This is a genomic window from Hymenobacter sp., from assembly GCF_036388155.1.
GTDB lineage: Bacteria > Bacteroidota > Bacteroidia > Cytophagales > Hymenobacteraceae > Hymenobacter.
The window spans coordinates 1-14356 of record NZ_DASVSI010000090.1; the positions used below are offsets into that span (position 1 = coordinate 1).

Here is a 14356-nt window from a genome sequence, read left to right on the forward strand (position 1 = left end):
CAACTAGTTATTTGATTGTAGATGGCCCGCAGTGGACTCAATACCAGCGGCAACGACCTTACGGCCGAATTGCCCAAACCGAAAGTAAACAAGGAGTCGTTGCGCCGTGGCCTGCGGATTTTCCGCTACGTGCTGCCCTACCGGCGCAAGTTCGTTGTGGGCATGGTGTTGCTGGTGCTCAGCAGCCTCAGCACCATGTCATTTCCCTGGATTGCCGGCAAGCTGGTAAACGTGGCCACTGGCGAGGCGCTGGTGCTGCCCGGCGGCCTGGTGCTCGACATCAACCGCGTGGCGTTGGGCCTGTTTCTGGTGACGGTGCTGCAGGGGTTCTTTTCGTTCGGCCGCATCTGGTTTTTTACGCAAGTGAGCGAGTTCACGGTGCGCGACATCCGGCAGGCGCTCTACGCCAAGTTCGTGCAGCTGCCCATTCCGTTTTTCGAGAAAAACCGCGTCGGCGCCATCACCTCCCGCATTACCTCCGACGTGGGCCAGATTCAGGACTCGTTTTCGCTGACGCTGGCCGAGCTGTTCCGGCAGGTGTTTACGCTGTTGGGGGGCATCGGCTTCATCATGGTGGTGTCGTGGAAACTGTCGCTGTTCATGCTGCTCACCTTTCCGCCCATTGTGCTGGCGGCAGGGCTGTTCGGCCGCAAAATCCGGACGCTCTCGCGCACCGTGCAGCAGGAGTTGGCCCACACCAACACCATTGTTGAAGAAACCCTGCAAGCCATCAATTCGGTGAAAGCCTTCACCAACGAGCGGTTTGAAACCGGGCGCTACAACGCCTCGCTCGGCAAGGTGGTGCGGGCGGCGCTGCAAAGCAATTTGTACCGCGGGGCTTTCGTGTCGTTTGTCATCATCGGCCTGTTCGGCGGCATTATTCTGGTGTTGTGGCGCGGAGCCATGCTGGTGCACACTCCCGTAACCGACCCCAACCACCTCCAAATCGGCGACCTTACGGCCTTCATTATCTATACGGCCTTCATCGGAGCCTCGGTGGCGGGCCTGGGAGAAATCTACGGCAAGGTGCAAAGCACCCTGGGTGCCTCCGAGCGCATTCTCGAAATCCTGGACGAAGCGCCCGAGCCCACGCTCCTGGAGCCGGCCGTGGGCCTGGTGCCGGCCCGTCTGCGCGGCGACATTCGGTACGAGCACGTGGCTTTCCGCTACCCTACCCGTCCCGACATCGCGGTGCTGCAGGACATTGATTTTCACATCGCAGCGGGCGAGAAAATTGCCCTTGTCGGTCCCAGTGGCGCGGGCAAAAGCACCATTGCGGGTCTGCTGATGCAATTTTATCCGCTCAGCGGCGGCCGCATCGTGGTCGATGGACACGACGTGCAGGACTACGACCTCACCGGCCTGCGCCGCCACATCGGCATCGTGCCGCAGGAGACGCTGCTCTTCGGCGGCACCATCCGCGAAAACATCGCCTACGGCAAGCCCGACGCCTCCGACGGCGAAATCATCGAAGCCGCCGAGCGCGCCAATGCGTGGCAGTTCATCCAAGCCTTCCCCGAGGCGCTGGATACGGTGGTGGGCGACCGCGGCATCAAGCTCTCGGGCGGGCAGCGCCAGCGCGTGGCCATTGCCCGCGCCATCCTGAAAAACCCCGCCATTCTGATTCTGGACGAAGCCACCTCTTCCCTCGACAGCGAAAGCGAAAAGCTGGTGCAAGGCGCTCTGGATGAGTTGATGCAAAACCGCACCAGCTTAATCATTGCTCACCGCCTGTCGACTATTCGCAAAGTGGATAAAATCCTGGTCATTGACGGCGGCCGCATCGTGGAAGCCGGCTCGCATGAGGAACTGAGCGAGCGGGAGGGTGGGCTGTATGCGAATTTACTGCGGCTGCAGTTTGAGCTAACGTAGATTTCACTCTACCCAGACTATTAGGGCCATTGATTCGTTAGATTTAGATTCAGCGAATCAATGGCCCTAATTACTTAATTAGCATGAATTCTTCAAGGGAAAGATTAGAGGAAGGGCGCAATGGGAAAAGAGGAATTGTGTTGCCGGACATGGCTCCATTTGCCAGCATAGTGCTTTTCGTTGTGTTCTTCTATATGTCCTCAAGTCGTTTTCGAGGCCCAGAAACTGGTATCGTGAAATTGGAGCAGTTAGTGGCGCACACCCCAACAGCATGCACAAAAGGAATAGATGGAGAGAATGTGATGGTTGTCAGCTTAAATTCCAAAAGCCAATTGTCATTTGCGGCGCCTGCATTTGACCATAAAACTCAAGCTAAAATTTTCAGACGGGTAGCTTCTTTACATCAAGTTGACCTCACAAAATCGCAAATTGATGTCTTGGAAACACTGCCTTTTTTAACAGTAGATGTTCATGGACTTCCTGCTTTCTTGAATCTAGCGCCATTCGAACGCCAGCAAATGCTTCAAAGTGGAATGTACCAATCCATTGACTCTTTGCAACTGTCAGAATGCATAAGCATGAGTAGAGAGATGGCACGAAAAAATCACAACTATGGTCCTTACATCAATCTCAAAATTGAACCAGCTGTCAAGATGCCACAAGTAGAGCAATTGGTAGCTTTAGTAAATGCGCAAGGAACAAATCGGTTAATTCTTCTTACACAGTCCAATCATATCGATTATCCACTGAATTCTCCGGCAATTCGAACACAATAATTTTTCAAACCCGCGCCCCAAGCGCGGGTTTCGTATTTTTACCTTATGGACATCCACGCTCTTATCGCCGTAGACCCCGACATCCTGGGCGGCCAGCCTGTTTTCGCCGGTACTCGGGTGCCGATTGAAACGCTGTTTGACCATTTGGAAGCTGGTGTGTCGTTGGACGAGTTTCTGGATGATTTTCCCACCGTTTCCAAACCTCAGGCCGTGGCCCTGCTTGAAACCGCCACCAAGCTCCTCACCGCGCCCAATTTAGCACAGCTTTATGCGGCTGCTGCTTGACGAGAATCTGCCGAAACGGCTGAAACAAGACTTTCCCGAACACGAAGTTTTTACCGTGCGCGACAAGGAGTGGAACGGCACCAAAAACGGCGAATTGTTGAAATTGATGGTAGTAGATGGGTTTCACGCCCTGCTCACGTTTGATAAAAACCTGCAACACCAGCAAAACTTTGACAAATACACGCTGACCGTCTTTATCCTGAATGCCCCCATCAACACCTACGCGGAGTTAACGAAACTGTCCCACCAAATCAAAGCACTGCTGGCAGCCGGGGGATTGCAGCCGGGGCCTGTTATCGTAAAAGATGAATGAGTTTCACCGACTAACTTTCTCCGAAACCCGCGCCCCAAGCGCGGGTTTCGTATTTTTAGCCCCACACTAACCCCCTCACACTTTCCTAACCTGATGAGCATGTATTCCCAAGGCTTCGCCGCCGCCGTAATTACCGCCGCCACCCTGTTGGCTGCTCCCACCGCCCAAGCCCAAATCAGAACCCCCGCTGCCAGCCCGCAAAGCACTGTGACGCAGCGCGTGGGCCTCACGGACATTACCATTGTGTACTCGCGGCCGGGCCTAAAAGGTCGCGCGGCGTTCGGCGAGAAGTCGCCGCTGGCTCCGCTGGGCGAGCGGTGGCGCACCGGCGCCAATGCTACCACCAGCATCAAGTTTTCGGACGACGTGACGGTGGAAGGCAAGAAAGTACCGGCCGGCGAATACGGCATTTACACCATTCCCGGCAAAACGGAATGGACGGTGGTGCTGAACAAAAACCTCAAAATGGGCGCCAACGTGGAAGGCTTCAAGGCCGAGGAAGATGTGGCCAGCTTCAAGGTGAAGCCCTACAGCCTGGGCAGCACCAAAGTAGAGACGTTTACGATTGACTTCAGCGACCTGACTCCCGCTACCGCCAACGTGAACATGATGTGGGCTACTACCGGTGCCAAATTCAAAATCATGGCCGACGTAGACGCCAAGGTGATGGCCCAGATTGACGAGAAAATCACCAAAAACGCTAACCCCAGTGCCGGCGACCTGGCCGCTGCCGCCGTGTACTACGCCGACAACAACAAGGACATGAAGCAAGCCGTGGCTTGGATGGAAAAGGCCAACGCCACCGACCCCAAGTTTTGGAACCTGCACTCCGAAGCCAAAATGCGCCTGAAAATGAAGGACTACGCCGGCGCCGCCAAAGCCGCTGAAGCTTCCAAGAAAGGTGCCCTGGCCGCTACGCCACCCAACGGCGACTACGTAAAAATGAACGACGAGCTGCTGGCCACCGCCAAGAAAGGCGGCAAGTAAGCTTCTACCCGTCATTGCGAGGAGGCACGACGAAGCAATCCGTCCTGTCAAAACCAGACCCGCTTGACAGGTGAAAAGCCCTCCCGGGTACGACCCCGGCACTGCGCAGTGCCAGGGTCGTACCCGGGAGGGCTTTTTGATTGAGTTGGTCACATTATTAAACTGGTCGCACGCAGAGGACGGATAAGCTCCGCTGGCTGACCTGCGGTTGCCTCGCTCCGCTCGCAATGACAGGGAGTGCGCTGCCTACCGTCTGCCTTGCAGTTCCAGCATGCGCTTGAGGTTGTCGGCCTCTACCTCGTCGGGCTGCGAGGCCAGAACGCGTCGCAGCGACTTGTTGGAGCGCCCCCCAAACACGGTGACCTTGAGGCCCGCCGCGTGGGCCTGCGCCGTTTGGGCGGGCGTGACGCGGCCGGAGCCAAGCACCAGGGCGTACGCCTTTTCGGCCTGGGCGAGGCGCAGGCCCGTGGCAAAATCGTCGGTGTTTACCTCGAGACCCAGGGCCATGCCCGGCAACGTCACGCGTGCCTGGCGAAGAGTAGCGGCCACCTGCGTCACGAGCAGCAGTTTCTCCACCGGGACGCGGTGCCTGCGCACAGAGGCCGCAATGTGGCGCAGCAACGCGGGGCTGCGCAGGGGCTGGCCGGGGGCCAGGCAAGGGTCGTCCTCGTGCAGGTCGAGGTGGAGGCGCGGAAACGTGGGGCGGCGCCCCAGGCGAGCCAACAGGGTGTCGAAGGTGATGGGCTGCTCGTGTTGGAACCAGTCGTAGGGCCAGCCGCCGCGGTAGCGCAGCTGCACCAGTTCGGCCGCGGTGTGCTGGCTGATGCAGCCCGTGCCGGTGCTCAGGTCTTCGAGTTTTTGGTCGTGGTAGAGCATCACCACGCTGTCCCGGCTCAGTTGTAAGTCTACTTCCACCCCGTCGGCACCGAGGTCGAGGGCGTATTGCACGCCAAGCCAGCTGCTGGGTGGCCGAAAATTAAAGGGATTGATGGGCGTAAAGAAACCTGAGCCGGCGTGGCCCAGCACCAGCAGCTTGGGGTTGGGCGGTGGGTCGGGCTGGGTGAAGAACGTGCAACCGGTCAGCCAGGTCAAGCCGACCGCAAGGAAAAGGAATCGCCACATAAAAACCGGCGCCGAATGCTGCGCCGCACCAGTTCAACGCTCCTAGCCCGACATTGTTGGAGTCCGGTCGTTTTCTAATCGGCAGTGTAAGGAGGCGCGGGCGCCCAAACGGCGCGCGGCCGGACCAACCAGCCAAACAGGAACGTAAAAGCCGCCACCAGCCACACCGAGAACCACACATCGGACAGATAGTGCTCACCCAGAAACACGCGCCCCAAGGCGATGAGCCCCGGTAACACCAGCAGCGGCGCCCGATAGCGTGGAAAAGCCACGGCCAGCGGCAGAAATAAGCTGACGTAAACGGCAGTGTGAGATGATGGAAACGAATCGTTGTGCGGGCCGTTGGCCCACAGGTCCAAGCCCGGGTACCCGGTTTGAAACAGCACCTCTGGTCGCAGGCGATGCACCACGCCCTTCAGCACATTAGCCGCGGCCTGGCTGGCTAAGTGAATGAGCAGCACTACCAAAAACACGTTTTCCCACTGCTTCCTCAGTCCCCAGCGGCAAAGCAAGTAGGCCACCAGAAGTCCCGCCAACAAGATAGGAAAGCCCTTTACGTTCGTCATCGAGGTAGAATGCACCGCATCAGCGCCGTTGGTGAGCGCGGTGAAGAAGGGTACCGTCCACTCGAAATACTGATGCACAAACAGCGCCAGGGGTTGGTCGAAGAAGGCAATCAGCAGCGAGCAACCAGCGAGCGTGAAGGCCGTGAAGTAGAGCAACTGGCGAAGCGTCATGAAATGTGGCTAAGCTGTAGCGCGAATTTTGTAGTTCGCGTCCCCGCGCCATTAAAAAGGTCGTTCGGATATCCGCTGGGGACGCGAACTACAAAGTCCGCGCTACATTTTACCCCAGCGCTTGGTTTAGGGCCACGATGGCGGTTTGGTAATCTTCGCGGCCCACAATGAACTGGATGTTGACTTTGCGCAGCGCAAAGCCGGCGCTGCGAATGTTGATACCGGCCTCGGCCAGGGCGCCGGCGGCGCGGGCCAGGAGGCCGGGCTCGTCGATGTTGGAGCCGATGAGGCAGACCATGGCGGCTTTTTCGATGGTCACCTTCTCGTATTTGGCTTCGAGCGCGGCCGTGAGCTCGGGCTTGAGGTCCTTTTTCCAGATGAGCAGGGTGATGCTGTTGGCGCTGGTGGCCTTGAAGATGTAGCTCACATTCAAGTCGTAGAACACCTGCATCAGGTGCAGGTCGAAGCCGGCCGTGCCCACCATCAGCGGGTCGTAGATGTCGATGAGCACCACTTTGTCGGTGCCGGTGATGACTTCGACGTGCTTTTCCTTCGACACAAAATCGCGGGTGATGAGCGTGCCGGGGTGCTCGGGCTCAAACGTGTTTTTGATGCGCAGGTCGATGGCGTTTATTTCCAGCGGCTTCGAGGCTTTGGGGTGAATGGCTTCCATGCCCACGTCGGCCAGCTGGTCGGCCACGTCGTAGTTGGTGAAGCCCACGGGGCGGCAGTTGGCGATGCCCACCAGGTTGGGGTCGGCGGAACAGAGGTGGTATTCTTTGTGAATGATGGCCTCCTGGGGCCGCACGGCCACGGCAATTTTGCTGAACGTGACCTCCGAATAGCCGCGGTCGAACTCGCGCATGATGCCCTCGGTGCCCTTGGTGTAGCCGGTGGCCACGCAGATGGTCTTGGCGAAATCAATTTGCGCGAAAGCTTGCTTGATGCGCTCGTCGATGGTCAGGGCCTGGGCGTCGTCGAAACCGCTGAGGTCAACCAGCGTGGCGTTCACGCCGCGGTTTTGCAGGATGTTGACGGAGTTGAAGGCCGAGTGCGCCTCCCCTATCGAGGCCAGGATTTCGCGGGCCGCTTGCAGGATGTTGGCGGCGTTGACGTAGCCGGAGGCCAGCACGTTGGTCAGGCTTTCCAGGTACGTCTGGGCCTGGTTGATGCGCTGCTGAATGAAGGCATCGGCCACGGCCAAATCCAGGCCCAGCGGCTCATATTGCTTGTTCAGTTCCTGGAGCTTGGCGGCCACGTCCTGCAGCGCCTGCCGAAACTCCTGCTGCTGGGTGATGTGGTGGTAGACGCCAGGGGCGCCGGTTTTCTTGTTCTCCAGCAGCCAGTTGGTGACGTTGGCGTAGGCCGACACCACGAAAATGCGGTTGTATAAGGCCGCGCCCTGGCGGCCGTGGAAGATGATGTTCTGGAGGACATCGGCGAAGGCGGTCATGGAGGTGCCGCCGATTTTTTCTACTGTAAGCACTGGGTATTGGACAAGTAGAGACGCGACCCTTCGCGTCTCGGCGTTGAACGATTGTAACTGGTGTTTCCTAAACGGCGCGGACGTCGAGACGCGAAGGGTCGCGTCTCTACAGCTGTTCTGGGAACCTTACTGCGCCACTTCTTTCCCGTAGGAAATCATGTTGGTAATAATGCGATAGGCGCCGGGCACACCGGCCGGCAGCTCCCGAAACAGCGACAGGCCAGTGTAGATGTAGTGGCCCTTGCCGTAGTCCGTTACCAGAATGGCGCTTTCCTTGGCCAGTTCGCCGGGGTCGCTGCTGCTGATGACGGTTTGGTACTTGGGGTCCCAGGAGCTGGGGTAGTAGAGGCCCTGCTCCTGCACCCAGCCCCGGAAATCCTGCTCCGTGATTTTGTTGGGAGCGGCCAGCAGCTGGTGCTTTTTGAGGGTCACGGGGGCGTCTTCCACGGTCACGCGGTCGTTGCTCAGCTTCATGGGGTACGGGCCGATTTCGGGCATTACCGTGCCGCGGGCCACCACGTATTGCACCACCACGTTGCCACCTTGCTCGATGTATTTGAGGATTTCGGGCTGCTGGGTTTTGAGGCGGTCCACGGTGTTGTAGGCGCGCACGCCCACCACCAGGGCGTCGAATTTCTTGAGGTTGGCGGCAGTGAGGTCCTTGGCGTCGAGCAGGGTGACGGTGTAGCCGATTTGGCGCAGGGCGTCGGGCACTTCGTCGCCGGCGCCCATGAGGTAGGCCACGTTCTGGCCGCGCCGCTTCAGGTCAAGCTTCACCAGCGGGGCCACGGCCTCGGGGAAGAGGAACTGCGTGGGGATGTGCGGGTACTCAATCTTTTGGATGCCGCGGGCGTAGGCCTGGCCGGCCACGGTGGCGGTAGCGCGCAGCTCGGCGCGGCCGGGCGCTGCGCCGGCCAGGGGCTGAACCTGGAAGTTCACGGTCAGCTCCTGGTCTTTGGCGGCGAGGGCGAAGGGGACGGTGGCGGGCTCGCACTTCCAGCCGGCGGGCAGGGCCAGGGCCAAATTGCCGCTGACCCCGGCGCGCCCGGCCCGCAGCGTGACGGGCACGGTCTTGGGCTGGGCATCGGCGAAGACGTAGGAACGGGCGGGCGGCAGGTTCACCAGCACGGGCGGCACCACGGCCAGCGGCTGGTATAATTCGCCCAGCACGGGGTCGGTGTGCTTGTATTGGACGGGGACTTTGACAATTAAATGTGACCCCAACACTTCTATGTCGAACCCTAGAGTTGGCTCTTCAAATGGCTCTGCTAATCCAACTAACTGCTGAGGCTTATAGTCAAATGGGGGAATGCTTTCGTCAGAATGGACGCGGCCATCATGACCAAAGTGCCCTGGTCTATAGAATTCAGACTTAGTCGTAAACGCAGGGATTTTATACATACCGACTGTACCAGGCTCACGAAGCCAGTATGGTTGTGAACGGCCACCAACAACAATGCATTGAATCCTCCCTGTTACACTTGCGTCATAGGACAAGGTTTTATCTATGATGCTATCCTGCCCGCTGATATTTGTAGTAAAAATCCGTCTCAACTTCACAGGTATTCTGCTTCGGTTTGATAAGACCCAATTCACCTTGAATTTGTCTGAATTGCGTTCAGAAATGAAAGCTGTTTCAGAGGTGGATTCTGCATACAGACCCAAACAGGCCCCTATCAGAGATTCTACTTCGCGAAGCTTCTGCCGCTCCCAATAGGTTTTCGTAAATAATTCTTTATTGTCTTCATAAGACGGGTTCAATTCATTTTTCGGGTTAGCCCAAGAGTCATCCCCTGTCGCTGAATGAATATCATTCGTGGCTTTTGTAAGTCTATCCTTTAAGACCAGTAGCCCCGCCACGCTGGCGCTCGGGTTGCTCGGGTCGTACTTGCGAATCACCTCCTCAATCAATTTGCCCACGGCCGCGCCGCCGGGCACCCGGTTCCAGGTCTGGTCCACGCCTTCGAACAGGTCTTTGGTGGCTTTGTCGCCTTTCACGGGCTGGAAATACTCCAGCGCCTCGCCCCGCTGGGCGGCCGAGCCGAAGCCCTGGCTGCGGTGGTTGCTGCGGCTGCGGGCCGCGATTTCGCCGTAGCTCTGGCCCAGCAGGGGGTTGTAGCCGCCGGCGTCGAGCTTAATATAACCGTCCATGTTTTCGCCGGGCTTCACGAAGAAGCTCCCGGTGTTCCAGAGCAGGCGCTTAGGCTTCCAGGGTAATACCCTGTTGTCCTTCAGCTGTTCGGGGAAGCGCTTGGGGTCGCCGGCGGCATCGAAGGCTTCGGCGGCCAAGATGGCGCTGGCGGCGTGGTGGCCGTGGCCGGCGCGGGCATCGGGCGGGAAGCGGGTGATGAGCACATCGGGCCTGCGCTGGCGGATGACCCACACCATGTCGGCCAGCACCTGCTCCTTGTCCCAGATGCGAAAGGTTTCCTCCGGGGTTTTCGAGAAGCCGAAGTCGTTGGCGCGGGTGAAGAACTGCCGGCCGCCGTCGGTGCGCCGCGCCGCCAGCAGCTCCTGCGTGCGAATTACGCCCAGGCCCTCGCGCAGCTCGGGGCCGATGAGGTTCTGGCCGCCGTCGCCGCGGGTGCAGCTCAGGTAGCTGGTTTCGAGCAGGCGCTCGTTGGCCATATAGGCAATGAGGCGGGTGTTTTCGTCGTCGGGGTGGGCGGCGATGTACATCACCGAGCCCAGCACGTTGAGCTTCTTGAGGCCCAGCAGAATTTCCGAGGAAGTGTAGGTTTTGGGCGTTTGGGCCTTCGTTTCAATGAGCAATGAGCAATGAACAATGAGTAATAAAGCCGTTAGCAGCGGGCGTAAGGAGCGAATCATGCGCGGGAAACCGGGATTGAGGGCGTGAAGTTAACGCCTGCCCGGTCCGACCGCCCTAGGCGGTCCGACCGGTTGCTGCAAGAGTGTGCGGACCGGGGGCTGGCTGCTTGCTCGAGCTGCTTCTATATTCGGCAATACTATTCTTCGACCGGTCGGACCGCCTAGGGCGGTCGGACCGGAGCACACTGCCCCATTATGCACTACCAGTCCGATTCTTTGTACCACATATACAATCGGGGCAACAACGGCCAGCAGCTGTTTTATGAGCCGGCGCACTACCATCATTTCCTGCGCTTGTTTCGCCAGCACGTCGGGCCGCACGTTCAGGTTGTGGCCTACTGCCTGATGCCAAACCACTTCCATTTCTTGCTGCACACCACCGCGGCGGGCACCCGAGCCGATGCCTCGCCTAGCAGCGCCACCCAGCCCATGGTGCGCGGTTTAGCCAATTGTCTCAGCGCCTTCGCCCAAGGCCTGAACCAGGAGCTAGGGCGCCAGGGAGCATTGTTTCAACCCAAAACCAAGGGCAAGCTGCTCAATGGGCCATTCAATGCAGCGGGCTACCCGCTGCTGTGTTTCCAGTACATCCACTAAAACCCAGTACGGGCGGGGTTGGCCGACACGCTGGCCGAGTGGCCCTATTCGTCGTACCGCGACTATGCCGGCCTGCGCCGCGGCACCTTGTGCGAACAGGCGTTGGGACGTGAGCTGCTGGCATTGCCGGAAGGGATGGCAGCGTTCGTGGCCGAATCGGCGGCCATGGTTGACCCGGAACTGGTGCGCAAGCGGTGGCTTTAGCGCGGGCACGCTGCCCCGGTCCGACCGCCCTAGGCGGTCGGACCGGTTTAAATCCGGTTTGAATCCGGTTGCTGGAATCGTGCTACCTACAACCGGTCGGACCGCCTAGGGCGGTCGGACCGGGGCATGCCGGCTAATGCGAGCCAAACACGTACCACCGAAACGCGAAAGAGTTCACCCCATAATTAACAGCGGCCACTAGCAAACCGGTGAGCAGCGCCCGCCAGCCGGCCCCGGCCCAGCTCAGGCGCAGGCCTTGCCGGCCTACCAGGACTAGATACAGCAGCGTGACGATGCCTTGCAGCGCGGCCGTGCTGGCGCCCGGCTCCCGGCCAAATACCCACAACACCGTGGGCAGGGCCACCACCAGCCACAGCTGAAACGCGCAATTCACCACTACCAGCAGCAGCACCGACTCCGCGTAGTTGAGCCGCGTAGGGCGGCGGCTGTACACGGCCCAGGCCACCAGCGCGTGCATTGGCAGCATGGCCAGCCACCACACGTTGAAGTACGTGCTTAAGGCGTGGAAGTACTCGCCTACCCGCGCCACCATCGCGGCGGGCACGCGTCGGGCCACCATGCTGGCCTGCACGCTGGCGCCCACAATTTCATAGTACCCCAGCTTTTTGGCCAGCAGCGTGGCCACGCCCACCATGATGAGCAGGAATTGGAAGGGGTTGAAGTGGCGCTTGCGGCGGCCGGCCAGGTAGTCGGCTACCAACCGGCCGGGCCGCAGGAGGACCAGCGGCACAAAGGTCAGGATGCCTTTGTCGGCGTGCGTGAACACGTGCACCACCTCGTGGCCCACGTGGGCCGTGGAGAGGCGGTGCGCTGGCGCTTGCCCGCACTGGGGGCAGTAGCAGCCAGGCGGGGACAGGGCGCGGCCGCAGTTGAGGCACGGGGCAGGGGCGGTAACGTCAAGCATGACAACAAATAAAGGCGCATCACCGGAAAGTGCGGTATAATTGGGTGGGTGGAATACACTTCGGCCACCAAGCGCCAGCGGGGCCGCATCACCGGTCCGGCAAGAAGAACATTTTTGCTTTGAATCGTTTTACCACCTACTGGCCTGCTTTTGGGCCGGCGCGCCTGCTTGGCGGTTTGGCACTGAGCAGATGGGCCGCCGCGCGGTGCGTAAACTTGCTGCGCCAATGCAGCCGAGCGGCAGGTTGGCGCCAAAACTGTTTCCCGGCCGCGCAACATCTCGCTTGGCCGGCACGTCTCTCCCCGGCTGAACTTCGTTAGTCGCTTTTTCAGTTAATACCTCACAGCTGTCAATTTGCGCCGGCTTTTTTCCTTTTTATGACCCCTACCCTCTCCCGCGTTACCCTGCCCGTGCTGCTGGCAGCCACGCTGCTTTCGTCTTGCGCGCGCCGCCCCCAGGCCAGCACCCCCACGGCTTCCACCGCCGTCAGCACGACGGCTCCTCCCCCGCCTCCGGCCGCTGCCCCGGCCCCCGCGGCCAAGCCGGCCCCGGCGCCCAACGCCGACCAAAGCGCCGCGCAGTGGCACCTGAAAGACCCCCAGCTCGACCAAGTGCCCGGCGTGGGCGCGACCCGGGCCTACGAGGAGTTGCTCAAAAATCAGTCTCCTACCCGCGTGGTGGTGGCCGTGATTGACTCGGGCATCGACACGGCCCACGTCGACCTGAAAGGCAACCTGTGGCGCAACACCAAGGAGATTGCCGGCAACGGCATCGACGACGACAAGAACGGCTACATCGACGACGTAAACGGCTGGAACTTCCTCGGCGGCAAAGACGGCCGCAACGTGAACGCCGAAACCCTGGAGGTGACGCGCATCGTGGCCAACGGCCGCAAGCGTTTCAAAGGGAAGACCGCGGCCACGGTAAAGCCCACCGAAAAAGCGGAGTTCGCCCTCTATCAGAAAGCGGAGAAGGCCTACGCCGCCCAGCTCAAGGAAGAAACCGAGCGCGCCGAGCAAGTAGAAAGCATGACCGCGCCCCTCACCGCCATGGTGGAGAGCCTGAAGCAGTCGTTGGGCGTGACCACGCTGGACACCACCGCCCTGCGCAACGTCAAGAGCGACGACCCCAACATGAAGCGCGCCACCGCCGGCCTGCTCGAAATGATGCGCCAAACCGGTTCTTCCGACACCGACGCCCTGCTAAAGGAGCTGAACAACGCCGTGAAGCAGGAGCGCAGCATGCTCGACAATTCGCTGAACCTGAATTTCAACCCGCGGGCCGACATCATTAAGGACAACCCGAACGACGTGAAGGACCGCAACTACGGCAACAACGACGTGCACGGCCCCGACCCCATGCACGGCACGCACGTGGCCGGCATCATTGCGGCCGTGCGCGACAACCGGATGGGCGTGCAAGGCATTGCCGGCGACCCGGTGCGCATCATGGCCATTCGGGCGGTGCCCGACGGTGACGAGCGCGACAAGGACGTGGCCAACGCCATTCGCTACGCCGTGGACAACGGCGCCCAAATCATCAACATGAGCTTTGGCAAGGCCTTTTCGCCGCAGCGCCCGGCCGTGGAAGAAGCCTTCAAATACGCCGCCAGCAAGAACGTGCTGCTGGTGCACGCCGCCGGCAACGAAAGCAAGAACCTTGACGTGGCCGACAACTTCCCGGCGTCGTTCTACATCAACAAAACCCCAGTGCCCAACCTGCTGACGGTGGGCGCCTCCGGCCCCCGCGACAACTCGCAGCTCACGGCCAACTTCTCGAACTACAGCAAAAAAGCCGTTGACGTGTTCGCGCCCGGCGTGGGCATCATGAGCACCCTGCCCGCCAGCACCTACGGCAAGGAGAGCGGCACCAGCATGGCCTCGCCCGTGACGGCCGGCGTGGCGGCGGTCCTGAAATCGTACTTCCCCAAGCTCACCGCTCAGGACCTCAAGCGCATCATCATGCAGTCGGCGCAGGTGCACCACACCAAAGTGCAAGTACCCGGTGATGACAAGCAGGTGGACTTCAGCACCCTGTCGGTAACCGGCGGCGTGGTGGACCTGTACGAAGCCATCAAGCTGGCACAGAAGGCGTCGCTGTAATCTTTCGGTCATTGCGAGCGCAGCGCGGCAATCCGTCCTGTAAAAGCGACCAATCTAAATAATGTAAAAAGCCCTCCCGGGTATGACCCCGGCACTGCGCAGTGCCGGGGTCATACCCGGGAGG

Annotated in this window: 13 protein-coding genes; 8 read left to right on the forward strand and 5 right to left on the reverse strand. The window is 60.0% G+C overall.

The window, feature by feature from the left end; translation table 11 throughout:
* The first annotated feature begins 21 nt into the window (after positions 1–21).
* The 5 genes from VF629_RS12450 (at position 22) to VF629_RS12470 (ending at position 4233) form a co-directional block, all read left to right on the forward strand.
* Positions 22–1872 (forward strand): ABC transporter ATP-binding protein, encoded by a 1851-nt coding sequence (locus VF629_RS12450; RefSeq protein ID WP_331058812.1) that lies wholly within the window; start codon positions 22–24, stop codon positions 1870–1872.
* 83 nt (positions 1873–1955) lie between these two features.
* Positions 1956–2648, forward strand: coding sequence for a hypothetical protein (locus tag VF629_RS12455; protein ID WP_331058813.1), 693 nt, complete (start codon positions 1956–1958; stop codon positions 2646–2648).
* A gap of 45 nt (positions 2649–2693) precedes the next feature.
* Entirely contained in the window at positions 2694–2933 is a 240-nt protein-coding gene (locus VF629_RS12460) for a DUF433 domain-containing protein (protein WP_331058814.1), read from the forward strand.
* Positions 2917–3246, forward strand: a complete 330-nt coding sequence (locus VF629_RS12465) for a DUF5615 family PIN-like protein (RefSeq protein WP_331058815.1) — start codon at positions 2917–2919, stop codon at positions 3244–3246. Before VF629_RS12460 ends, VF629_RS12465 begins: the two co-directional genes overlap by 17 nt.
* A gap of 93 nt (positions 3247–3339) precedes the next feature.
* A complete protein-coding gene (locus VF629_RS12470; RefSeq protein WP_331058816.1) occupies positions 3340–4233 on the forward strand; it encodes a DUF2911 domain-containing protein in 894 nt (297 codons plus the stop codon).
* Positions 4234–4479: 246 nt separating this feature from the next.
* Here the strand turns inward: VF629_RS12470 and VF629_RS12475 are convergent, their stop codons facing one another.
* The 4 genes from VF629_RS12475 to VF629_RS12490 all read right to left on the reverse strand — a co-directional run bounded on the left by VF629_RS12475 (position 4480) and on the right by VF629_RS12490 (position 10350).
* Entirely contained in the window at positions 4480–5325 is an 846-nt protein-coding gene (locus tag VF629_RS12475) for a glycerophosphodiester phosphodiesterase (protein WP_331058817.1), read from the reverse strand.
* Positions 5326–5429: 104 nt separating this feature from the next.
* Positions 5430–6092 carry a phosphatase PAP2 family protein gene (locus VF629_RS12480; RefSeq protein ID WP_331058818.1) on the reverse strand — a complete coding sequence of 221 codons (663 nt, stop codon included), beginning with the start codon at positions 6090–6092 and terminating at the stop codon, positions 5430–5432.
* Positions 6093–6201: 109 nt separating this feature from the next.
* Positions 6202–7578, reverse strand: a complete 1377-nt coding sequence (locus tag VF629_RS12485; protein WP_331058819.1) for an aspartate kinase — start codon at positions 7576–7578, stop codon at positions 6202–6204.
* Positions 7579–7704: 126 nt separating this feature from the next.
* Complete coding sequence (locus VF629_RS12490) at positions 7705–10350, reverse strand: PIG-L family deacetylase (protein WP_331058820.1); 2646 nt, start codon at positions 10348–10350, stop codon at positions 7705–7707.
* 273 nt (positions 10351–10623) lie between these two features.
* Between VF629_RS12490 and VF629_RS12495 the strand changes: the two genes are divergently transcribed.
* Together VF629_RS12495 and VF629_RS12500 are read left to right on the forward strand one after the other, a co-directional pair.
* On the forward strand, positions 10624–11001 hold the full coding sequence (locus VF629_RS12495) for a hypothetical protein (protein ID WP_331058821.1): 378 nt from the start codon (positions 10624–10626) through the stop codon (positions 10999–11001).
* A gap of 18 nt (positions 11002–11019) precedes the next feature.
* Positions 11020–11205, forward strand: coding sequence for a hypothetical protein (locus VF629_RS12500; protein ID WP_331058822.1), 186 nt, complete (start codon positions 11020–11022; stop codon positions 11203–11205).
* Positions 11206–11338: 133 nt separating this feature from the next.
* Here the strand turns inward: VF629_RS12500 and VF629_RS12505 are convergent, their stop codons facing one another.
* Entirely contained in the window at positions 11339–12130 is a 792-nt protein-coding gene (locus VF629_RS12505) for a DUF3667 domain-containing protein (RefSeq protein WP_331058823.1), read from the reverse strand.
* 377 nt (positions 12131–12507) lie between these two features.
* Between VF629_RS12505 and VF629_RS12510 the strand changes: the two genes are divergently transcribed.
* The gene (locus VF629_RS12510; protein ID WP_331058824.1) at positions 12508–14232 is read left to right on the forward strand and encodes a S8 family peptidase; all 1725 of its coding nucleotides are present in this window, start codon (positions 12508–12510) and stop codon (positions 14230–14232) included.
* The last annotated feature ends 124 nt before the right edge of the window (positions 14233–14356 follow it).